This window comes from Paenibacillus antri, assembly GCF_005765165.1.
Taxonomy (GTDB): domain Bacteria; phylum Bacillota; class Bacilli; order Paenibacillales; family YIM-B00363; genus Paenibacillus_AE; species Paenibacillus_AE antri.
In genome coordinates this window covers 105,867-128,446 of sequence record NZ_VCIW01000011.1, presented here as the reverse complement: position 1 = coordinate 128,446, position 22,580 = coordinate 105,867, and the positions used below count along the sequence as shown (strand labels likewise).

Genomic DNA, 22,580 nt, shown 5'->3' with positions numbered 1-22,580 from the left:
TGCGCAGACGGATCCCTTGGTGACAGGCTCCTCCAGGTGTTCCCAGATATTCATTTACATCGCTGAATGAACATTCAAGCCTTTTAATCATACATCCCCTTACGGAAAATGACAAGAGCGCCGCTTAAGAAAGCGTCGGATCGATCGCGAACATCGCCGCGACGGACAACCCCCAAATGAGGGCGATGACGAACGAGACGCCGGCAAGCGTGAGCGCCGGAGCGCTGGCTCCCGGGGAGCGTCTTGATCCGATCGTACCCGTCGCCAGCGCGGCGAGGCCGAGGATGAGACCGATCGGCAGCAGCACGACGAGCAGATTGCACATGCAGGCGGCGAGCGCAAGCCAGAAGGCCGGGGTCGACGCGGCGGGTCGGTTCAGGGACACGGGGCATTCTCCTTTTTCCAAACGCGGATTCGTTATTCGTATTGTAGCATACCCGATTTCTCCACATCATTCCTTACCGACGGCTTGCCGGAACTGTATATTTTGACCGTCCGAATCTCAACCTAATTCCGACGATAAGCATTCCCACATGAATGAAGGAGATGTGTGCTACGATGGCGCGCCTTTGGAAGACGATATCGATCGCAGTTGCGATCGGCTTAACGGTTACCGCCTGCGGCGCAGGCGCGGGCGGCGGCACGGCCAACCGGGACGAGGACGGCGTAACGACCCGCTCGTTCCCGATGACCGGCCACGAGTCTCTGCTGGAGCGGGCACGGCTCTGGGGCAACGATCACGGGGTCGGTCAGAACAACATCGCGAACCATAACGTCGGGCGCGACGCCGACAACGACGGGACGAGGCAGGACGGGCCGCTGATCAGCAGCGACGAGCGGATTTCGCCGTTCCCGCAGGGCAGCGTCCGGCCGCTGAACGCGGGAGCCGCCGGCCGAGGCGGGATGGGCATGATGCAGACGCAAACCGCGCAGCAGCCGATCACGGTGCCGTTCGTGACGGAAGGCGGAGAACGTTACATCGCGCTGGATACGCTGGTGGACGTGCTGCAGTTCGAGCATTACGAGACCGCCTCGAAGGACGTGCGGGAAATCGGGGACAAAGACGTGTTGTTCCGTCTCAAAGCCGGCAGCAAGGAAGCCGAGAAGGAAGGCAACCCGATCACGTTGTCCGCGCCGCCGAAGCTGATCAACGGCAAGATGATGCTGCCGGTGTCCAGCGCCACCGATCTGTTCGCCGAGGAGATGGTGTTCGAGACGGGCGCCGACGGCTTGACGCTGTTCCCGTCCGACGGCGCGGAGTTGGGGCGGGATACGGACGGACCCGACGCGGAGCAGGTCGACCCGTCGCTCGATTTCGCGGACGATCCGAACGACCCGTTCAAGGGCGACGACGCGGAAGGCGCCTTCGCGAGCGAGGAGGAAGCCGAGGCGGCGCTGGGCGCGCTCGAAGCGCTCGCGGCCGATCCCGAGGCGGTGCCGGCGCTCAAGAATATTAACATTAACGCGATGATTCGAACGGCGAAGAAATATCTCGGCGTCCCCTATAGATTCGGGGCGGGCCCATATCCGAAGACGAATCGATTCGATTGTTCCTCCTATACGCGGTACGTCTTCGCGAAATATGGGATCGACCTGCCTCGCACGGCGCGGGCCCAGGCGAGAATCGGCAAGACGGTATCGCGCAAGAGCCTTCGTAAAGGAGACTTATTGTACTTCTACGTTCCCGGCCGCTTCAAGTCGAACAAGACGATCGGCCACGTAGGCATCTATATCGGGAACCGGATGATGATCCACGCCAACACGGAGCCGAAGAACGGCGTCCAGCTGCGGAGCATCGACCGGGCGTTCTGGAAAAAAACGTTCATCACGGCGAAGCGAATCGCTTACTAACGACATACGCGCTCGCGTTCCGGACCCGTCGGGCCGGACGGAGCGCGTATCGTTGCGTTCGGACGGACGCTCAGGCGAGCGGATTCCAAGGCCCGGTCTGGGCTCCCTTCCACTCCGTTCCGTCTTCCCACACTTCCTTCTTCCAGATCGGCACGATCTGCTTCAGCCGTTCGATGGCGTGCCGGCTAGCCTCGTAGCAGACGTCGCGATGCGGGGCCGACACGGCGATGACGACGCTCGCCTCGCCGACGTCGACGCGGCCGATCCGGTGCGTAATGGCGCATCGGGCGCCCGGCCAACGGCTGTCGATCTCCTCGCCGATCTTGGCCATCGCCTTCAGCGCCATCGGCGCGTACGCTTCATACTCGAGCAGGACGGTTCGCTTGCCGTGGGTCCATTCGCGCGTCGTACCGATGAAAGCCAGCGTCGCGCCTTGCTCCGGCGCGATCGCCTTCGCGCTCACGCGGGCGACGTCGATCGTCTCTTCCGTAATTTCGAACATGGCGTCGTTCATTCGGGTTTCTCCTGTCCGGGTCGTTTACCCAATATTATAACCTACCGGCTCCCCTGTGTTAATGTCGGGCAAAGTATGCTAGACTGAGTGAAAACGAAACGGGTTATATCCGCGTCGCGGCGGAAGGAGGATGAACGATGTCGAAGCTGATCGACCGGTTCGGAAGAACGCACGATTATTTGCGCATCTCGGTGACGGACCAATGCAATTTGCGCTGCGTCTATTGCATGCCCGAAGAGGGGCTCGAGTTTCTGCCGAACGACAAGATGATGACGGCGGAGGAGATCGTGAAGATCGTTCGCGTCGGCGCCAAGCTGGGCATTCGGAAAATTCGGATCACGGGCGGCGAACCGCTCGTCCGGGGGGATATCGTCGACATCGTGGCCGGCATCGCCGCGGTGGAAGGCATCGAGGACATCGCGATGACGACGAACGGCATCCTTCTGGCGAAGAAGGCGGCGGCGCTGCGCCAAGCGGGGCTGACGCGCGTCAACATCTCGTTGGATACGCTGGACGCCTCGAAGTTCCGCATGATCGCGCGACGGGGCGAGCTCGCCAAGGTGCAGGAAGGCATCGAGGCGGCGGCCGAGGCGGGCTTCTCGCCGATCAAGCTTAATTGCGTGCTGCTGAAGGGGATGAACGACGCGGAGATCGAATCGTTCCTGCGTCTGTCGTACGAGCGGCCGCTTCACGTACGCTTCATCGAATATATGCCGATCGGTCACGACGACGAAGGCTGGCGCGCCATGTACCTGCCGCTCGACCGCGTCCGGGAAGCGGCGGCCGGGCTGCCCTGGGCGGCCGAGCCGATACCGGACGTGAAGGGCAACGGCCCGTCGGAGGATTGGCGCTTCGTCGGGGGCAAGGGCTCCTTCGGGCTCATTCATCCGATCAGCGACCAGTTTTGCGCGAAGTGCAACCGGCTCCGCTTGACCGCGGACGGACAGCTGAAGCCTTGCCTGTATTGGGTCGACGAGCTGAACCTTCGGCCCTGGGTCGACGACGAGGAGGCGCTTGCGCGCATCTTCTTCCGGGCGCTCGACATCAAGCCCGAAAACCACGAGATGGCGGCCCGGCTCGCGCAAGAAGCGCAGAGCCACGTGCCGACGGCTCGGCGCATGTCGCAAATCGGCGGGTAATTTCGGGAGGGGACGCATGACAGGGCGTATCGAATTCGTTATTTTGCATACGAACGACTTGCACAGTTCCTTCGAAGCGATGCCGCGCATTCGCTCGTTCTTCGAAGCTTATCAACGGGAGCAGCCGCCGGAGCGGCTGCTCCGTTTCGATATCGGCGACCATATGGACCGGGTGCACGCGGAAACCGAGGGCACGATGGGCGCCGCGAACATCGACGTCATGAACGCGACGGGGTACGACGCGGCCGTCCCGGGCAACAACGAAGGCTTAACGTTATCGGCGGCCGACCTGGAGGCGCTGTACGGACGGCAGGCTGCATTCCCGACGCTCGTCGCCAATCTGCGGCCGTCGGAGGGAGCCTCGCCCGCGTCGTGGATTCGGCCGCGGCTCGTCATCGAGCGCGAAGGGATTCGCATCGGCCTGTTCGGTTTGACGGCGGCGTTCGCGCCGTTCTATCGAGAGCTGGGCTGGGACGCTCTGGATCCGTTCGCCGCGGCGGAGGAGCAGGTGGCGCTGCTGCGGGGCGAAGACCGCGCCGACGTCGTCATCGCGCTCAGCCATCTCGGGATCGCGCACGATCGCCGGCTGGCGGAGACGGTGTCCGGCATCGACCTCGTGCTCGGCGGCCATACGCATCACGTTATCGAGGCGCTGGAGCGGGTCGGGGGAGCATACATCGGCGCCGCCGGCAAGTTCGGCTCGCATGTCGGCGTCGTTCGGCTGACGGTCGACCGCGCGACGCGGCGCGTCGTCGGCTGCGAGGGCGGCGCGGTCGAGCTCCCGGCGGAACCGGCCGACGAGGGAATCGGGCGGCTGATCGACCGCCACCGGGCGGAGGCCCGGGCGGCGCTCGACCGCGTCGTCGCGCGCCTGCCGCGAAGCCTGCCCGCCGACGCCGACCGGGAGTCGCCGCTCGGCAACCTGCTCGCGATGGCGCTGCGACGCTTCTGCGGCGCCGACATCGGCATCGTCAACGCGGGGCAGCTGCTCGCCGGCCTCGAGGCCGGGCCCGTCACGGCCGCGGCGCTGCACGCCATCCTGCCGTCGCCGATCAACCCGTGCTCGATGCTGCTGCGAGGGGACGCGCTCCGGCAGGCGATCGAAGAGTCGATGGATGCGGAGCGACGAAGCTACTCATTCCGCGGCTTCGGGTTCCGCGGGAAGGTGCTCGGCGCCTTATGCCTCGACGGCGTCAAGGTCGTGACGTCCGCGGGCGCGACGGGGCGGGACCGGCGGATCGAGAATATCTTCACGGGGGGCGAGCCGCTCGACGACGAGCGATGGTATCGCGTCGCCACCATCGATATGTTTACGTTCCGCATCGGATACGAATCGTTGGCGCGAGGCGAACGCATCGTGTACCGTCTGCCCGAATTTCTCCGGGATCTGCTCGGAGAGACGCTTGCTTCTCCGGGGCTCGAAGGCCGAATCTCGGAGGCGTTCGAGCCAAGATACTTAGACGCGCGTCAATAACGCGGCCGGCCTTGTTGCCAGAACGCGGACGATCGTTTACAGTATAGAAAGTTTACTTTGCGGATGGTTAAGGTCGTGAACTTTTCGCGAAGCGAACGATTCTTGGGAACAAGCGAGGGAAAGCCATGCTGCTGCTGCCTCTTTCCATGTGCCGGCCGGGCATGCGGCTCGGTAAGGCGATCTATAGCGACGACGGGCTCGTGCTGCTCGGCGAGCGCAGGGAATTGACGGACACGATGCTGAACCGCCTCGAGCGATTCGGCATTCATTATCTCTACATAGAGGATTCTCGGACCGACGATCTCGTGTTCCAGGACATCGTCTCTCCGGAGACGCGGGCTCGCGCGGTCGGCGAAGTGAAATCGCAATTCCGCCGCATGATGGACGACTCGATGAAGAAGCGTTCCGTGAACGGATTACAGCTCGGCCGGGCGTTCAAGTCGATTATCGACTCGATTCTCGACGACATCACCTCGAGTCAAGACGCCATGCTCATGCTGGTCAACATCCATGCGTCGGACCACTATTTGTTCCAGCACTCGGTGAACGTCTGCATCTATTCTACGATTCTGGGTCAAGCCTACGGATACACCCGCGAAGAGCTGTTCACGCTGGGGCTTGGCGCGTTGCTGCACGACATCGGCAAGACGCAGCTGCCGCAGGACGTGCTGCTCAAGCCGTCGCGGCTGACGAATCAAGAGTTCGAGATCATCAAGTCGCATCCGATGCTCGGCTTCAGGATGCTGAAGGACGAGCCGAACGTGCCGCTCCTCTCCGCGCACATCGCGCTGCAGCATCATGAGCGCGTCGACGGCTCCGGCTACCCGCGCGCGATCGCGGGCGACGAGATCCACGAATACGCCCGCTGGGTCGGCTTAGTCGACTCGTACGACGCGATGACGACGCATCGGGTGTACCGCCAAGCGATGCTGCCGCACGAGGCGATGGAGCGGCTGTACGCCGGAGCGGGCACGCTGTACGATCAGCATAAGATCGAGCTGTTCCGCGATAAGGTCGCGATTTACCCGCTCGGGATGATCGTCGCGCTGGACACGAGCGAGATCGGCGTCGTCGTGGACGTCAACGCGTTGTCGCCGCAGCGTCCCGTCGTTCGCATCATGTACGATGCGGACGGCCGGAGCGTGACGCCGTACGAGATCGACTTGTCGAAGTCGCTGACGACGTATATCAAGGAAGCGAACGTCGCGGTCGCGGACATGAGCGCGTAACGAGCGGCCCCCTGATGGGGGCTGTTTTCCGTTGAACGGGAAACCTCCGTTACATGGAGTCGCGGGGCGGACGATTCGCTTATTAGATTCTGACGAAGATGGGGGAGGATTTCCTCTCCATGCCGAGAGCGGGACTCCGGGGAGGGGAGTGTCTTTCCCATGCGTTCTTCTCCTCGACTTCCCTTGGCTCAGCCGAGCAGCTTCACCGTCCCTCCGCCCGCCGACGCACTTCTCGCGCGGAATTGCACCCGCCTTGTGCACATTATGCTAAGGGGTTGTGCGAAATTTGCACCATCGCGGTGCACTTGTCCACGTTACGCCGCCCGCCGACGCACTTCTCGCGCGGAATTGCACCCGCCTTGTGCACATTGTGCTAAGGGGTTGTGCGAAATTTGCACCGTCGTTGTGCACTTGTCCACGTTACGCCGCCCGCCGACGCACTTCTCGCGCGGAACTGTACCCACCTTGTGCACATCGTGCCAGGGGGCTGTGCGCATGCCGCACCGTCGCTGTGCACTTATCCCCGTCCCGCCGCCCGCCGATGCACTTCTCGCGCGGAATTGCACCTGCCTTGTGCACATTATGCTAAGGGGTTGTGCGAAATTTGCACCATCGCAGTGCACTTGTCCACGTTCCGCCGCCCACCGAAACGCTTCTCGCGCGGAATTGCACCTGCCTTGTGCACATTATGCTAAGGGGTTGTGCGAAATTTGCACCATCGCAGTGCACTTGTCCACGTTACGCTTCCCACCGAAACGCTTCTCGCGCCGAACTGTACCCACCTTGTGCACATCGTGCCAGGGGGCTGTGCGCATGCCGCACCGTCGCTGTGCACTTATCCCCGACTCGCCGCCCACCGAAACGCTCCTCGCGCCGAACTGTACCCACTTTGTGCACATCGTGTCAAGGGGCTGTGCGTATTCCGCGCCGTCGTTTTGCACTTATCCCCTTCCCGCCGCCCGCCGACACGCTTCTCGCGCCGAACGGCACCCGCCTTGTGCACATGGTGCCAAGGGACTGTGTGTATTCCGCATCGTCGCTGCGCACTTATCCCCGACTCGCCGCCCGGTGCGCGCCCCGCGCCCGTTTGCAGGTTTCAAAACGTTCCCCTTTCAGGTACAATAGACCATGAGGTGTGTTATGAACGTACAAATTTTGGATCCATGGGACCCGATCCGCTCGTTGGAGCGGTACGGCAAACATGTTTTAACGAGCGTGGAATTTACCGTTACGAACCTTTGCAACATGCGCTGCGAGCATTGCGCGGTGGGCGACGCCCTCGTGCAGAAGGAAGGGCCGCGCCTCCCGCTGGACGTCTTGCTCGCCCGCCTCGACGAGGTCGAGCGCCTCCAGACGATCAGCGTCACCGGCGGCGAGCCGTCCTACGACGCGGGCGCGTTGCGGGACTATATCGTCCCGCTGCTGCAATACGCGAAGCGCCGGGGCGTCCGGACGCAGATCAACACGAATTTAACGCTCGATTACGAGCGTTACGAGACGCTGGCGCCGTATATCGACGTCTTCCACATCTCCTATAATTATAGGGGACCGGAAGACTTCCGCCGGATCGGCTTCGCGAACGCGGACCGTCACGTAGGCGAGGGAACGGCGCGGAAGATGTACGACCGCATGATCGAGAACGCGCGCCGGCTGGCGGACGGAGGCGCGTTCGTCTCCGCCGAATCGATGATCAACTATCGGACGCACGAGTACATCGCCGACATCCATCGAGCCGTCGTCGAGATGGGCTGCCGCCGTCACGAGGTGCATCCGATGTACCCGAGCGCGTTCGCAAGAGGCTTGCCGATGCTGCCGAAAGAAGACTTGCGGAAGGCGATAAGTACGCTTCTGGATGAGAGAGACCGGTCGGTGTGGATGCTGTTCGGCACGCTGCCGTTCTTCGCGTGCGGCGACGACCCGCAGGATCGCGCCCTCGTTCGAAGGCTCGCCGACGAGCCGAACGTGACGGTGCGAGGCGACCCGGACGGACGCAACCGGCTGAACGTCAACACGTTCACGGGCGACGTGACGGTGACGGACTTCTCCGACGTGCCGCCGGTCGGCAACCTGGCGAACGATCGGCTGGACGACCTGTTCGATCGATGGACGGAACACGAGCTGCAGCGCAAGGTCAGCTGCCATTGCCCCGCGGCGGGCTGCTGCGGCCCGAATCTACTTGTGGCGGATATGTATTATCGCGACGTCGATTTCATGAAGCGGAAGGCGATTCTGTAGCGATCGAGGTGGAGAAGTGTTTAGGAACGTACTCATCATTGCGTTAGGCTTAGCTTTTCTGTATGCGTTGTTTACGGTCGGATCGCCGTTCTTATTAGCGCTCTTGTTCGCGATTTTCCTCGAACCGTTGAATACGCTGATGGTTCGGTACGTCAAGATCAACCGGATAGGCGCGGCGACGATTACGAGCACCGCGTTGATCGCGGCGTTGATCGGCCTCATCTACTTGCTGATCGCCAAGATCGTCTCCGAAATCATCTCGCTCATTCGGAACTTGGACTTCAACGAGCTGAACGCGTTCGTCCTGCAGGCGCTGGACCGTCTGGATGCGCTGACGGTCAACATGCCGCCGGACGTGGCGGCGAACGTCCGCGTATACGCGATGAACCAAATTCAGTCGCTGCAGGGCGTGGCGACGCAGCTGTCCGGCTACACGTTCGACGTGCTGCGGACGCTGCCGGGGTTATTGATATATTTCTTGGTGTTTTTCGTGGCCGTGTACCTGTTCAGCTACAGCTTGCCGACGATCATGAACTCGTTCCTGTCGTTCTTCGAAGAGAAGTCGCGCGACAAAATCGCGGAAGTGCTGCTGAACCTGCGCAGCGCCGTGTTCGGCTTCATCCGGGCGCAATTCATGCTGAGCGGCCTGACGTTCCTCATCGCCTTCGTCGCCCTGCTCATCCTGGATGTACGGTATGCGCTCGCGATCTCCTTCCTGATCGTGCTCGTCGACATCCTGCCGATTCTCGGGACCGGCTCCGTGTTGGTGCCGTGGGCGGCGTATTCGTACTTCATGGGGGACCCTAGGCTGGCGGTCGGCCTGTTCCTGTTGTTCATTCTGATCACGGTGTTCCGCAGAATCGTCGAGCCCAAAATTTTGGGCGAGCAGATCGGAATCGGCGCGCTGCCGACGCTCATCAGCCTCTACGTCGGCTTCGAGCTCATCGGCGCGATCGGCCTCATTCTCGGCCCGATCGTCGTGATCATCTATCAGGCGATGGTCAAGGTCGGCCTGCTGAAAATCAAAATTCGACTGGAGTAGGAGGACATCCCCGATGCAGAGGAACGATAGCGAAGCGCAGGAGCTTGCGAAGCCGGAAGCGCTCATTTTCGATATGGACGGCACGTTGTTCAAGACCGAGACGGTCATCGTCTCCGCGTACGAACGCGCCTATGCAAGGCTGAAGGACGAAGGACTTGCGCAAGGGGAGATGCCGCCGGCATCGATTCTGCTGGGCTCCCTGGGCATGCTGCTCATGGACATCTGGGCGAGGGTGCTGCCCGAGGCGGACGTGCCGACGCGCGAACGGATGGACGCGCTGCTGCTCGAAGAGCAGATCGCTTTGCTGGAAGAGGGCGTCGGCGAGCTGTACCCGGAGGTCGACGAGACGCTGCGCAAGCTGCAGGAAGCCGGATACCGGCTGTTCGTCGCGAGCAACGGGTTGGAGTCGTACGTGAAGGGCGTCGCCGCCAGCCTCGGCATCGCGGATCGGTTCGAGTCGCTCTACTCCGCGGGCGAGTATCGGACGGCGTCCAAAGTCGATCTTGTGAGACTGTTGTTGCAACGGGAAGGCGTGAAGACCGCCTGGATGGTCGGCGACCGGTCCTCGGACGTCGAAGCGGGCCGCGGCAACGACCTGCCGGTCGTCGGCTGCGATTACGCCGACTTCGGCGTCTCGACGGACGAGCTGAAGGGATCGACCGTCCGCATTCGCTCGTTCGGCGAGCTGAAGGGGCTGCTAGGCCTCGGCGCGGAGTCGTAATAACATGGAAAATGACGCGAGGAGCGCGCTCCCCGCGTCATTTTTCTTGTTTATACAGCCACTTCGCGTATTCGACGGGGCGAACGATCGCGCGTCGATAGACCTCGTGCTCGCCGATGCGGCGGAACACTTCCCGGGCCGGCTTCGGATTGATCTCGAGCAGCCAGACGCGGCCCTGACGGTCGACGGCGAGGTCGAGCGCGAGCTCGCACATGTCGCGGAAGTGGCTCTCGAGCCGCTCGACCACGCGCAGCCCGAGCGCGTACATCTCGGCTTTCACCGCTTCCGCTTTCGACCCCGAAGGGAACGTATGCTTCAGCAGCCGATCGACGGAGATCGCCTTGCCGCCGCCGTGGAGATTGGACGTCACGCTTCTGGCGGCGCCGATGCGTCCGGCGCAGCCGGTGACGTCCCAGCGGCCTTCGCCCGTCTTCTGCACGAGCAGCCGATAATCGTGGACGCGGCCGTTCGGCAGCGTCAGCTCGATGCCCTGCTGCATGAGGCACGACTCGGTTAAGCCGAGCCGGCCGAGCAGCCGTCCGACGCCCTCGAGCGAAAGCCGCCGCGTCGGGAGAATCCGGCGCTGCTTATCGCGGCCACGAACCGAATACGTTCCCTTGCCGGCGCTCTCGATGCGTACGACGCCGCGCCCGCCGGTGCCGTTGATCGGCTTGACGAACGCGATGCCGTACTTCCGAACGAAGTCGGCCAAGGCGGTCGTGCCCTTGTACATGACGGTGTCCGGCAGGTTCGGGCGAATGTCCTTGTCTTTGTGAAGCAGCTGATGAATCGCCGACTTGTTCGCGAGCGGGCGATTCATATAGATCAGGTCGCCGTACTTGGCGCGGAATTCCCGGAGCTTGCGGAAGCGCGGCGTTTTCTGATAACGGCATCGGTCGAACACGACATCGGGAAAAGGGACCCAGCGCCTCCTCCAACCGCGCCCCTCTTCGTACACGTGCGCGTAAATGCGCCGCTTGCCGTCGTCCACGTCCTCGGGCGTGAACAAATACGCATCGATGTTCATCCGGTCGGCTTCTTGCAGCACGCGGCGGAAGAACGGCAGCTCTTCGATCTTATTGCCGTTAAGATACAACGCCATAATGCCGAGCGTGAAGGAAGGCATTACCGGTTCCTCCGTTTCGCGGGCCCTCTCCCGACGCGACGCGCGCGTTCCAGCGACTTGTTGACGCGCGGCCGACCTTCGGGCGACGCCGAGACGAGGTATTTCCAGAACCGGACGAGTCGACGGAGCGACTTCTCCCGGATGTGCGGCTCGTCGAACTTCATCGGCTTCGAATTCGCTTCGAAAAACCACAGCTTCCCCGTCGTATCGACGCCGAGATCCATCGACATCTCCCCGAGCGTGTGCCCGGAGCCCTTCTCGATCTGCGAGGCGAGCACGAGCGCGGTTTCCCTCGCTTGGCGAAGGATCGAGCGTCCGCTCGTCGGGCCGAAGACGGTGCCGAGCAGCTTCGTCGGGTCGCCGATCGAGCCGCCGCGAGGCACGTGCGTCGTAATGCTCGACGCGCCCGCCACGCGAGCGCCGATGCCGGAAACCCGCCATTCGCCGCGGTCGTTCTTCTGCACGAGCGCGCGCAGGTCGAACGGCCGGCCGCCGGCGACGGCGAGAGAGATGCCCTGCTGCGCGATATATTCCTTCCCGTCCATGTACCGCTTGACGGTGTCGTACATCGCGGAGACGGTGTCGAACGTCATCGACTCGACGCCGTCCCCGCTTTGGCAGGTCAGGCGGTAGCCGGCTTCCGCCGACCGCCTCTTCCCGCTTACTTGCTGCACCTTCATAATGCCCTTGCCGGCCTTCCCCTTAACCGGCTTCAAGTAGACGTTCCGATACTTGCGGACCATGCGCGCGAAGTCGCTGAGTCCGGTCAGGCGCACGGTTTCCGGGATATGGCCCCGGGTCAGCTTCGATTCCTTCAGCCACTCGAACAAGCTCCACTTGCTGAAGAACGACGGATTGAAAAACCGTATCGTCGGGTGCGCGAGGCACTCCCGGATGATCTCTTGAACCTCGGGCAGCTGCTCGAACTTCCGGTACGGGATGCGATTGTAGACGATATCCGGGAAGGGGCGCTCGCCGAGCACCCACTTCCGCTTAGAAGCGCTGTACACATACCCCTTCAGCTTGCGAGCGCGAAGGTCGAGATCGTCCTGCGCTACGATGTAGGCGGTGACGCCCTCTTTCTTCGCGGTGCGCAGCAGGTCGATGAAGTTGTCGCGGTTGCCCCGGAAGATGCGGGTATTGTCCCGATAGGTCAGAATAGCGGCGACGGTCGCGGGGGAGTTCTTCGTTTGCGCGTTGAGGCGATGGGTCTGGAGGTCCATCTACGATTTCCCCCCCTTTCGAAACTTCGCGAGATACAGGCAGTGCTGGAACACGAGGGACAGCGTCTCCCGCCCTTCGTCTTTGAGCGCCGGGTGTTTATAGATCGAACGCCCCGGCTTGGAGTTCGCTTCGAACATCCAGATCGCCTCGTTCTGGTCGACGCCGAGGTCGAAGCCGAGCTCGCCGACATGATGGCGAGAGCTGCTCTGAATTGCGTCCGCGAGCTTGATCGAGACGTCCTTCATGCGATCGAGAACTTTGCCCGCGTCGTTGCCGAAGACGCGTCCGAGCGCTTGCTGCGGCGTCATGAGCGTGCCGCCGTTCTTGATATGCGTCGTCACGCTGCCCCGGCCCGCCATCTTGGCGCCCACGCCGGCGACGACCCAGTCGTTCGAGTTGTCGCGAACGAGGTGGAAGCGGAAGTCGATCGGGCAGCCGTCGATTTCGATCAATCGGATGCCTTGCTGCGCGACGTAACGGCGTAAGCGGCCGTTCGAGGCGCCGAGCATCGCGGCGAGGCTGGAAAACTTCTGGAAGCGCAGAAGCACGTTTTTCCCGTTCCGGCGGAAGCGGGCGAAGTACCCTTTGCCAGGGGCGTACGTAATTCGGTATATTCCCTTGCCGAGACTGCCTCCGGTCGGCTTCAAATAGATAAATTTATGGCGTTGAAGCATCTCCTTCAGCCGTTCGGGCGTCGGGTTGATCGTCGACTCCGGCACGTGCTTGTAAGCGTCGGGTTCGTCTTCGAGCATGCGGTAGACGTCCCACTTGTTATAGAAGCTCCAGTTGAACACGGGAATGTTGCGGCGCAGAAATCGCTGCTTCAGCTGCTCCATGCTGTAGGAGACGTCCGCGGCCCGGCTCGCGAGCCGGTTATAGACGACGTCCGGCAGCGGTACGGTCTTGCGCGACCAGGTTCCGTTCGCATTCAAGAAATAACCGAGCACGGTATTCTGGTCCCAGTTGACGTCCCGCGGCGTGAACGCGAAGAAATACGCCTTTTCGCCGCCCGCCCGCAGGAATTCCTTGATCATATAGGTTCGAGTGCCGAACGGCCGATCGATCGATCCGCCGCCGCTCGTTAGTATGCCGATTAGCGGACCGAGCCGGACCGTCGTGCCGCCCTCGCTCGTCGCCAGGTAGATGCTGCCCGTCTTGGGCGCCCGCAGCGACTCGCGGAGGAGGTAGGGCAAATACATATGTTTGCCCTTGCGCCGCAGCGGACGGACCTCGGCCGACACGGTCTTGCCCCCCAGGCGGACGTCCACCGTGCGCCCGCCGCGCAGCCGAAGCTGCTTCGCGAGCGCCGAGGTGACGTAAACCGCTCTATCCGTTTTTTTCGTGAAATGGATCTTGCTTAACGTCAAACTCATTTGTTCTGTCCTCCCAGTTGCCGGTCCAGGACGTACCGCGCATAGCGAATCGGACTTGTCACGGCCGCGATTCCGACGTGGTCGTCGTCAAGACGCGTGAATGACGTTCTTCCAGGTTTCGAGTTGACTTCAAGCACCCAAACCCGCCCCCCGGCGTCGACGCCGAAGTCGATGCCGAGCTCGAGCAGCGGTCCGTGACTGCGCTCCAGTACGGGCGGGATGGCCGACGCGGCGCGTTCGATGCGGCGCAGGGCGCGTTCCGCCTTCGCGGCGCCGAAGCGCTCCCGCAGCACGTCGGCCGCCGGGCGGGACGTTCCGCCCCCGTGCAGATTCGACGTCAATCCGCCGATCGCGCCGATGCGCGCGGCGGCGCCGGTGAACGTCCACCGCCCTTCGCCGTTCTTCTGCACGAGCGCCCGGACGTCGAACGGCGCGCCTTCGCGCGTGGTCAGCTCGAGATACGGCTGGAGGAGGAACGGTCGACCGTCGATGAGCCGCGCGTCCGCCCACCGGAGCAGCGAGTCGAGGCTCGCGAACCGGAGCGCGAGACTCCCGTTCGAGGCGGTGCGCCCGCGCGCCTCGTATGCGCCTAAGGTCGTCTTCCGCAGCCGGAACACGCCTTTGCCGTGCGTCCCGCCTTGCGGCTTGACGACGACGTCCCCGCGCTCCCGCAGCCATCGGGCGAGCGAGGCGGGGCCGGCGTACGGCTCCGTCGACGGCAGCAAGCCCTCGAGCTTCGGCTCCGCCCTGAGCAGCCGATACACGTCGAGCTTGCCGCCGAGGCCGCGGCCGAGCACCGAGACGCCCGGCTGCGCCGCGAGACGCGCGACGCCGGCGCGAAGGCGCATCAGCTGCTCCTTCGTGCGCGGGAACGCGCGGTCGTAGACGAGCCGCGGCAGCGGGAACGCGCCGGGCGTCCAACGGGCGCCGGCGTCGTCGAAGGCGTACCCGCGGACGAGGCGGCGGCGCCAATCGACCCACTCGAGCGCGAAGACGTACACCGCGAGACCGAGCGACCGACCGGCCGTCGCGAGCCGCCGGTAGAACGCGCGGGACCCGAACGGGAGGGGGCCCGCCTTCGGGCAAACCAAGATACCGAGGTACGCCGGTTCCGGCGCGATCGCATCGCGATCGTTCATGTCGGTGTCGCCTCCTTCGCGCGCGGCGGTTACAGCTTCGCCAAATATCTTGCGTATTGCACGAGCGTCTTCACGGAAGGCCGGATCTTGCCTTCGGTCAGCTGCGTATTGTCGTTCTTCGACGGCTTCGAATTGACCTCGAGCAGCCAGACGCGGCCGCTCTTGTCGACGGCGAGATCGACCCCGAGCTCGCCGAAATGCGCGTCGATCGTCTTGTCGACGGCCTTCGCGATGTCCACCGCCGCTTTGCGAAGCGAGGCCATCGCCGCCCCCCGGCGGCCGACGGGGAGGTCGGAGCTCTGAAGCGCGTCCTTCATGCTCGCGATCGTGCCGCCCTTCGCCAGGTTCGAGACGAAATGGTTCGGCCCCGCGATCCGTCCGACGATCGACGTGACGCCCCATTGGCCGGTGGCCCCCTTCTGCGCCAAGGCGCGGAAGTCGATCGGCCGGCCGCCGACCGACGCCAGCTGCAGCCCTTGCTGGATTTGGAACCTCTGCCGCTTCAGCCGGGGCGACACCGCCGCGTACACCTTGGCCAGCGACGGATAATTGACCCGCCGGGTGCCGTTCGTCTCGCTGTACTGGCAGGCGTAGACGCCGGTCTCGGTCCGCGCGACGCGGATGATGCCCTTGCCCAACGAGCCGCGGATCGGCTTCAAAAACAGGATGCGGTGCTTCGCCGCCATCGCCTTAAGCACGTCGTAGCCGGTGAAGGCGTGCGACTCCGGAAGATGCTTCTGCACGGACGCTTCCTGCTTCAAGGCGGAGAATACTTCGGTTTTATCCAAATATTTTTCATTGAACACTTGCGTGCCGTGGCGCGTCTTGGCTTCATGGAACAGCTGCTGGACGCTCTCCAGGTTTTCATACTTCCGGGAGGTCAAGCGATTGTGCAGCACGTCCGGCATCGGGAACGTCCCTCGCTTCCATCCCTTGTCGTACGTCCAACCGGAGATCGTGCCGTGGCTGCTGCCGATGTCCGAGGGCGTGAAGAAGTAGACGAAGCAGCCTTCCTTCTTCGCCGCGGCGACCAGCTCCCGGCAAAACGTCGTCGTATCCCCGAACGGACGATTCGTGTCCTGCGGAGACGCGCGCGACATGATGACGCCGATGACCGGCCCGACCGAGATCGTCTGCGACGACGTCCGGAACGACGCCCGAAGCAAGGCGCCGCGGCCGAGACCCATACCCGACGCGAGGCTGCCGCTGACGCGGACGAGGCCGGGGGTTTTCAACGGCATAATCTTGACGTAGCTGCGGAATGCGCCGAACCGAAGGTTGACGGATTGCCGCGGAGCGATGCCCCACTTGCGCAGCAGCTTCGAGCTCACCCATAGCGTGTGGGCGGCCTCAGGCGCTTCCGTCTGGATCGACAGCACCTTGACTTTGGTTTTTGACATACGGGCTCTCCTTCCGACTGCGAGGAGTGTGGCGACATAGACTAAGAACATCATATGAGGGCGTCTGTACGATGGTGAATCGCGGAGAAATTTGGGCTCGCCCGGGCGGAAGCGGACCCGTGGTCTATTCGGGCGGCCTGTCTCATACACTTAGGGTAAGGTTTTGGAAAAGGAAGGGGAGCGACCGTGATGAACAAGACGACGAAGCACATCTTGTATATGAGCGCCGCGCTCGGCATGTTGATTTACGCCGTGCCGCGGCTGTCGATCGGGGAAGGCTGGACGCTGCCGACGATATTCAGCGCCCTGTGGCTGCTGTTCGCGCTCGCGATCGTGGCGTCGCATCTGCACGCGATATTGCGCGTAGACGAAGAGATGGACGCGCAGCTGGACCGCGTGAAGAAGCATCGCCGCCGCCAGCTGGCGCAGCTGATCGAGCGCCGGCTCGTCCGCCGCGGCCAGTAAGGCGCGCCGGCCGCGACGGGAACGCCCTTCGGGGCGTTTTTTTGCGTCTGGATAGCCAATAACTGCAGAAATACAGCGATTTCGCTCGCAGCATCCCTTCCATGAAGGAATAGCTGCGAAACTGCAGTTATGTGGCTCAGGTGCGCCGGTTCGTGGCGGTAAGCGGCTACACCTGACACGCCTTCCGGTACGCCGAGGGCGAGGTCGAGACGACTTGCTTGAAGACGCGGCTAAGATAGAAGGCGTTCTCGTATCCGCAGCGGGGGGCGATCTCTTCGAGCGTCAAGTTCGTGTCCGCCAGCAGCTCCTTGGCAAGCTTGATGCGGCATTCCGTCAAGTAGCGGACGGGCGTCGTGCGGAAGGCGGCTTGGAATTTGCGGGAAAATTGGACGGGCGTAAGGCCCGCGGCCTCCGCGGCTTGGCGGATGCCGAACGCCTTCTCGCCGGCCCGGTCGCGAATGAGCGCGGCCGCGCTCGTCATCCGCGCATCCTCCGAGGATTTATCGGCTTCCCGGCCGCGGTCCTGGAAGCAGAAGGAGATTATATCCTCCAGCAGATGGCGCTTCAACCGTTCCGCTTCCGGCGACGGATCCTCCGCGAAGCGCCGCAGCAAAACCAGATCGGAAGCGAGTCTCGAACGGTTCGCGACGCGGACTTTGCCCTCCGAGAGGTAAGCGGGAGACGGGTCGTCCAGCTCGAGACGAAGGAAGTGGAAGGTGACGGGGGACAGCGCATGGCGATGGAACAGCGTCCCCGGCGGACAGGCGACGACGTCGCCCGCCTCGGCGACGCCCGCGGCGCTCCCGACGCGGAAGCGGAAGGCGCCGTCCTCGACGGCGAACAGCACCCAAGCCGCGTTCGTGTCCGCCTCCAGCAGAAATTGCCGCTTGCCCCGCCAAAACACGTATTGGAAAGACGCCAGCACGACGATCCCCTCCGAGCGAATGTAGTGTAAGGTTTGATTTACCGGCGATTATATCATGGAATGCCTCCTGCGAAAGCAAAAATTGATAAACGTTGTACAACCGAGGCTAAATTCATTCCGCGGCATCGGCGGTATAATCGAAGGGAAATCAGAACCCGATCGGAGGTTGCGTTCAGTATGCCGGGACCATTGGCGAATATCATGCAATTGCAAAATAAGGTGAAGACGAAGCGAATATCGAGTTACGATCGGACGGGCGGCAACAAGGACTTTATCCGCTTGGCGCCGGGCGAGACGGTCGAGCTGGCGTCGATCGAGGGAGCCGGCATCGTCAAGCATATATGGATGACGCTGAACACGCAGGACAAGTTCATCCGCCGAAACGCGGTTCTCCGCATGTATTGGGACGGCGAAGAAGAGCCGAGCGTCCTGTCGCCGTTAGGCGACTTTTTCGGACAAGGCTGGGGGGAAGAATACAACTTCGCTTCGCTGCCGCTCGCCGCGGCGCCGCATCAGGGCAGGGCGTTGAACTGTTACTTCCCGATGCCGTTCGGCGCCGGCGCGCGCATTACGTTGGAGAACGATTCGGAATCGGAGCTTGCGAGCTTGTATTATTACATCGATTACGAGCGGCACGAGAGCATTCCCGATTCGCTCGGCCGATTCCACGCATGGTGGAACCGGGAGCTGACCGAGGTGCGCCCGGAGGAAGGCGAGACGGAGTGGGGCGTAGTGGCGCCGCAAGGGAATAACGCAACGGACAGGCATAATTACGTCTTCGCGGACATCGAAGGGAAGGGGCATTTCGTCGGCTTGAACTATTACGTCGACAGCCCGGGCCCGATGTGGTACGGGGAAGGAGACGACATGTGGCTGATCGACGGCGAGGACTGGCCGGGCTCGTTGCACGGCACCGGGACGGAGGATTTCTTCAACAGCTCGTGGTGCCCGAACGAGGTGTATTCGCACCCGTATTTCGGCTACGCGCGCGTCCCCGACAAGCTCGGGTGGATGGGGCGGACGCATTGTTACCGGTTCCTGCTCGAAGACCCCGTTTACTTCGACAAGTCGCTGCGCGCGAGCATCGAGCACGGACACGACAACAGCCTGACGTTGGACCTCGCGACGGTCGCGTATTGGTACCAAGCGGAGCCGCACAAGCCGTTCCCGGCGATCGCGAACCGCGAAGGGCGGGCGAACATGAAGCCGATCGGCTTCATGGACGTTCACCGGTGGCGCCACGCTTGGAGGCAGTCGATGGGCGGCGGCGCGACGTTATGGGGCGACGAAACGAAGACGGAGAAGAAGGAATAGGCGAAGCCGAATCGGAAAAAAAGGACGGAGGCTTTCCCGCATGGCGCGGGAAGGCCTCTTTGCCGTTCCGCTGACGGAGAGAATCGATTAATGATATGTAAATTTGGGCCCAAAGTTTAACAATTTACGCAAAATTCAATTGACGGTGTCGTGAACGCGCTGATATTATTTGCTTGGCAACTTTGGCCCAAAATTTGGGTAATTGCGCAAAAAGGGGGTCGGTCGCTTGCCGACTTTGAAAGACATCGCCCTCCAAGTGGGGGTGTCCATCTCTACCGTATCCCGTGTATTGAATAACGACTCTAGCAGACATATCAGCCAAGAGACGAAGGTGAGGGTCATCAAGACCGCTAAGGCGCTGGGCTACCTCGCCGGCGAGGCGCCTGCGGCCGCGCCGGTCGAGCCTTATAAGCGAACGCCGCGCGCCGCCGCGTTCCGGCAGGTCGGCTGCATCGTGTCCGTCCCGCAAAACAAATACAACCATCCGTATTTCTCGCCGATCTTGGCGGGCGTCGAGAAGAAGCTGACGGAGCTGAATTGCGTACTCTCATACGTCATCCCGATCGAAGAGCTTCGGGGGGAGACGGTGCTGCGGAAGCTTGTGCAAGACGCGAAGCTGGACGGCATCATCTTGATCGAGCGGATTCCCGAGGAGGCGTACGAAGCGGTCAAAAGCATCGTCCCCGTCGTCGTCGGCATCGACGTCTCCGATCCGACGATTCCGGTCGTCATGTACGATCGGGTCGGCGCGGCGGGCGCGGCCGTGCAGCACTTGATCGACCGGGGCCACCGTCGGATCGCGTTCATCGGAGGCGCGGGGCTGACCGGCGACATGGAGCGGGAGAAGCGGTACCGCGGCTACCGGTTCGCCATGCAGGAGGCGGGTCTCGACATCGATCCCCGTTGGATCGCGAATACGGAATGGGACGTCAACGTCAGCTTCGAGCGAATGTCGGACATGATGCGCCTTCCGCCCGACGAGAGGCCGACGGCCGTATTCGCCGCGAGCGACATGATGGGCATCTCCGCCATGCGGGCCGCGGCCGAGATGGGCCTTCGGATTCCCGAGGACGTCGCCTTCGTCGGGCTCGACAACATCGAGATTTCCCAGTACACATCTCCTCCGCTCTCGACGGTTCACATCCCGAAGACCGAGATGGGCGAGATGGCGGCCAAGGTGCTGGTCGATCAGATGAACGGGGATCACCCGCTGCCGTTCAAGCTGCTGATGCCGCACCGGCTGATCGTCAGACAATCGTCCGACGCGACCCGGATACGCTAGAGGAGGAGAGACCAACATGGAACAGCTTCGCATCGGGGTGATCGGTCTCGGCTGGAGATCGGGGTTCGCCAAGTATTGGCATCGACCGGACGGAAGATCGGCGGTCGTGGCGGGCGCGGACATCGACCCGAGCCGGTTGGAGAAATTCCGCGACCGGATCAACCCGGAAGCCTTCGTGACAAGCGATTATCGCGAGCTGCTCGCAAGGCCGGATATCGACGCGATCGTCGTCGCCTCTCCGGACGATCTTCACGAGGAGCATGCCGCGGCCGCGCTCATGGCTGGGAAGCACGTCTATTGCGAGAAGCCGCTCGGGATTACGGTCGAGGGCTGCGACCGCATCCTGGAGGCCTGGCGCCGCTCCGGCAAGCACTTCATGATCGGCTTCAACATGCGGTATATGAACATGTACCGGACGATGAAGGAGATCATCGCGGCCGGGGAAATCGGGGACGTGAAGGCGGTATGGGTAAGGCATTTCGTAGGCCTCGGCAGCGATTATTACTATCATAGCTGGCACGGCAGCTCGAAGCGCACGACATCGCTGCTGCTGCAGAAAGCTTCTCACGACATCGACATCATCCATTGGCTGACCGGACGGTACGCCGTTAAGGTGAGCGCCTTCGGGGGATTGGACTACTTCGGCGGAGACAAGCCCAACGGGCTCACCTGCCCCGACTGCGCCGAGAAGCACCGCTGCCCCGAAGCCCGGACCGGCGCCTTGGTGCAATGCGCGTTCCGGGAAGAGGTGGACGTCGAAGACAACAGTATGGTGCTGATGGAGCTGGAGGGCGGCATTAAAGCGTCTTACTCGCAATGTTTGTTCACCCCGGATTATCAGCGGAACTACACCGTCATCGGCACGCACGGACGGATCGAAAACAACGAAGAAGAGCAGAAGGTCTACTTGCGGACGCGCAAGTCGAACACGTGGAAGGACTTGTCGGACCGAGTGTACGACATCAAGAAGGCCGAAGGCTCGCACAACGGGGCGGATCCGAAAATTTGCGAGGATTTCGTCGACATGATCCTGGAGGGCAAGCCGCCCGTCGCCCCGCCGATCGCGGGACGCATGAGCATCGCGGTCGGCTGCGCCGCCACCGAATCGATTCGGCAGGGGGGCGGCGTCGTCCGGGTGAAGCCTCCCGAAGCATGGATGCTCGACGCATAGCGGGCGGCTTCCGCATCGCCTGCGAACAAGGGGGGATGGTCATTGAAACTAGCGGTGCTCCGCAGGTCGCTGCGGAAAAATTGGGATTTATACGTCATGATCGCTCCGGTGATCGCGTACTTCGTCATTTTCGACTACGTCCCGATGTACGGGGTTCAGATCGCGTTCAAGCATTTCGTCGCGGCTAAGGGCATATGGGGGAGCGTATGGACGGGCTTCGACCACTTCGAACGGTTCTTCAACAGTTACTATTTTTGGAGATTGATCAAGAACACGATCGGCATCAACTTATACGAGCTGGCCGTCGGGTTTCCGGTTCCGCTCCTTCTTGCGCTGCTGATCAACGAAGTCCGAAGCACGTTCTTCAAGCGGCTCGTCCAAACCGTCACCTACGCGCCGCACTTTTTGTCGACCGTCGTGATGGTGGGCCTGGTCTTCATTTTCTTGAATCCGCAATACGGCGTCGTCAACCACGTCATTCGCGCGTTCGGCGGCGAGACGATCTCCTTCTTGACCGAGCCCGAGTGGTTCAAGACGATCTTCGTCTTCTCCGGCGTCTGGCAAGGGATGGGATGGAGCTCGATCATCTACCTCGCGGCGCTCGCGGGCATCGACCCGACGCTGCACGAGGCGGCGAGGGTCGACGGCGCCAGCCGGCTGCGCCGCATCTGGCACATCAATCTGCCGGGCATTCTGCCCACCGTCGTCATCCTGCTCATCTTGAACGTGGGCAGCATCATGGGGATCGGCTTCGAGAAAATCTACTTGATGCAGAATTCTCTGAACTTGGAAAGCTCCGACGTCATCTCCACCTACGTGTACCAGCGGGGCATCATCGGAGCGGAGTACAGTTTCTCCGCGGCCGTCGGCCTGTTCAACTCCGTCATTAATTGCATCCTGCTCGTCCTCGTGAATCAGGCGGCGCGCAAAGTGAACGAAACGAGTCTTTGGTAAGG

General features: G+C 62.4%; 19 protein-coding genes and 1 pseudogene. 12 read left to right on the top strand and 8 right to left on the bottom strand.

The genetic code is table 11. The features are described 5' to 3' along the window. Positions 1-124 precede the first annotated feature (124 nt). Complete coding sequence (locus tag FE782_RS16950; protein WP_138195427.1) at positions 125-385, bottom strand: hypothetical protein; 261 nt, start codon at positions 383-385, stop codon at positions 125-127. A 173-nt stretch (positions 386-558) separates the two neighbouring features. On the opposite strand from FE782_RS16950, the gene FE782_RS32920 reads away from it, so the two are divergent. Next, positions 559-1,851, top strand: a complete 1,293-nt coding sequence (locus tag FE782_RS32920) for a C40 family peptidase (RefSeq protein ID WP_238392528.1) — start codon at positions 559-561, stop codon at positions 1,849-1,851. 70 nt (positions 1,852-1,921) lie between these two features. Here FE782_RS32920 and FE782_RS16940 read toward each other — a convergent pair. After that, a pseudogene (locus FE782_RS16940) lies at positions 1,922-2,344 on the bottom strand (molybdenum cofactor biosynthesis protein MoaE); the annotation flags it as partial. 158 nt (positions 2,345-2,502) lie between these two features. Between FE782_RS16940 and moaA the strand changes: the two are divergent. From moaA to FE782_RS16910, 6 genes are all read left to right on the top strand, one after another. After that, entirely contained in the window at positions 2,503-3,504 is a 1,002-nt protein-coding gene (gene moaA / locus FE782_RS16935) for a GTP 3',8-cyclase MoaA (protein ID WP_138195425.1), read from the top strand. Between the two features lie 16 nt (positions 3,505-3,520). After that, complete coding sequence (locus FE782_RS16930; RefSeq protein WP_138195424.1) at positions 3,521-4,978, top strand: bifunctional metallophosphatase/5'-nucleotidase; 1,458 nt, start codon at positions 3,521-3,523, stop codon at positions 4,976-4,978. A 125-nt stretch (positions 4,979-5,103) separates the two neighbouring features. Further along, positions 5,104-6,207 carry an HD-GYP domain-containing protein gene (locus FE782_RS16925; RefSeq protein ID WP_138195423.1) on the top strand — a complete coding sequence of 368 codons (1,104 nt, stop codon included), beginning with the start codon at positions 5,104-5,106 and terminating at the stop codon, positions 6,205-6,207. A gap of 1,140 nt (positions 6,208-7,347) precedes the next feature. Beyond that, on the top strand, positions 7,348-8,442 hold the full coding sequence (gene yfkAB / locus FE782_RS16920) for a radical SAM/CxCxxxxC motif protein YfkAB (protein WP_238392527.1): 1,095 nt from the start codon (positions 7,348-7,350) through the stop codon (positions 8,440-8,442). Positions 8,443-8,458: 16 nt separating this feature from the next. Next, the gene (gene ytvI / locus FE782_RS16915; protein WP_138195421.1) at positions 8,459-9,484 is read left to right on the top strand and encodes a sporulation integral membrane protein YtvI; all 1,026 of its coding nucleotides are present in this window, start codon (positions 8,459-8,461) and stop codon (positions 9,482-9,484) included. Between the two features lie 13 nt (positions 9,485-9,497). Continuing rightward, entirely contained in the window at positions 9,498-10,205 is a 708-nt protein-coding gene (locus tag FE782_RS16910) for an HAD family hydrolase (protein WP_138195420.1), read from the top strand. A gap of 37 nt (positions 10,206-10,242) precedes the next feature. Here the strand turns inward: FE782_RS16910 and FE782_RS16905 are convergent, their stop codons facing one another. The 5 genes from FE782_RS16905 to FE782_RS16885 are packed head-to-tail and all read right to left on the bottom strand — an operon-like array spanning position 10,243 to position 16,467. Next, a complete protein-coding gene (locus FE782_RS16905; protein ID WP_138195419.1) occupies positions 10,243-11,331 on the bottom strand; it encodes a YheC/YheD family endospore coat-associated protein in 1,089 nt (362 codons plus the stop codon). Then, positions 11,331-12,554: a YheC/YheD family endospore coat-associated protein gene (locus FE782_RS16900; protein ID WP_138195418.1), complete on the bottom strand. Its 1,224-nt coding sequence runs from the start codon at positions 12,552-12,554 to the stop codon at positions 11,331-11,333. Before FE782_RS16900 ends, FE782_RS16905 begins: the two co-directional genes overlap by 1 nt. Next, positions 12,555-13,928: a YheC/YheD family endospore coat-associated protein gene (locus FE782_RS16895; RefSeq protein ID WP_138195417.1), complete on the bottom strand. Its 1,374-nt coding sequence runs from the start codon at positions 13,926-13,928 to the stop codon at positions 12,555-12,557. Continuing rightward, positions 13,925-15,067 (bottom strand): YheC/YheD family endospore coat-associated protein, encoded by a 1,143-nt coding sequence (locus tag FE782_RS16890; RefSeq protein WP_138195416.1) that lies wholly within the window; start codon positions 15,065-15,067, stop codon positions 13,925-13,927. Before FE782_RS16890 ends, FE782_RS16895 begins: the two co-directional genes overlap by 4 nt. Before the next feature lie 29 nt (positions 15,068-15,096). Next, positions 15,097-16,467, bottom strand: a complete 1,371-nt coding sequence (locus tag FE782_RS16885) for a YheC/YheD family endospore coat-associated protein (protein WP_138195415.1) — start codon at positions 16,465-16,467, stop codon at positions 15,097-15,099. 189 nt (positions 16,468-16,656) lie between these two features. Between FE782_RS16885 and FE782_RS16880 the strand changes: the two genes are divergently transcribed. Beyond that, positions 16,657-16,932 carry a hypothetical protein gene (locus FE782_RS16880; protein ID WP_138195414.1) on the top strand — a complete coding sequence of 92 codons (276 nt, stop codon included), beginning with the start codon at positions 16,657-16,659 and terminating at the stop codon, positions 16,930-16,932. 166 nt (positions 16,933-17,098) lie between these two features. Here FE782_RS16880 and FE782_RS16875 read toward each other — a convergent pair whose 3' ends face one another. Next, the gene (locus FE782_RS16875) at positions 17,099-17,857 is read right to left on the bottom strand and encodes an AraC family transcriptional regulator (protein WP_138195413.1); all 759 of its coding nucleotides are present in this window, start codon (positions 17,855-17,857) and stop codon (positions 17,099-17,101) included. A 177-nt stretch (positions 17,858-18,034) separates the two neighbouring features. Here FE782_RS16875 and FE782_RS16870 point away from each other — a divergent pair, with 177 nt between their 5' ends. The 4 genes from FE782_RS16870 to FE782_RS32630 all read left to right on the top strand — a co-directional run bounded on the left by FE782_RS16870 (position 18,035) and on the right by FE782_RS32630 (position 22,578). Continuing rightward, positions 18,035-19,171: a glycoside hydrolase family 172 protein gene (locus tag FE782_RS16870; RefSeq protein WP_138195412.1), complete on the top strand. Its 1,137-nt coding sequence runs from the start codon at positions 18,035-18,037 to the stop codon at positions 19,169-19,171. Between the two features lie 226 nt (positions 19,172-19,397). Beyond that, on the top strand, positions 19,398-20,453 hold the full coding sequence (locus tag FE782_RS16865) for a LacI family DNA-binding transcriptional regulator (RefSeq protein WP_138195411.1): 1,056 nt from the start codon (positions 19,398-19,400) through the stop codon (positions 20,451-20,453). A 16-nt stretch (positions 20,454-20,469) separates the two neighbouring features. Then, positions 20,470-21,624: a Gfo/Idh/MocA family protein gene (locus FE782_RS32635; protein WP_202914547.1), complete on the top strand. Its 1,155-nt coding sequence runs from the start codon at positions 20,470-20,472 to the stop codon at positions 21,622-21,624. A 96-nt stretch (positions 21,625-21,720) separates the two neighbouring features. Then, a complete protein-coding gene (locus tag FE782_RS32630; protein WP_202914548.1) occupies positions 21,721-22,578 on the top strand; it encodes an ABC transporter permease in 858 nt (285 codons plus the stop codon). Positions 22,579-22,580 lie beyond the last annotated feature (2 nt).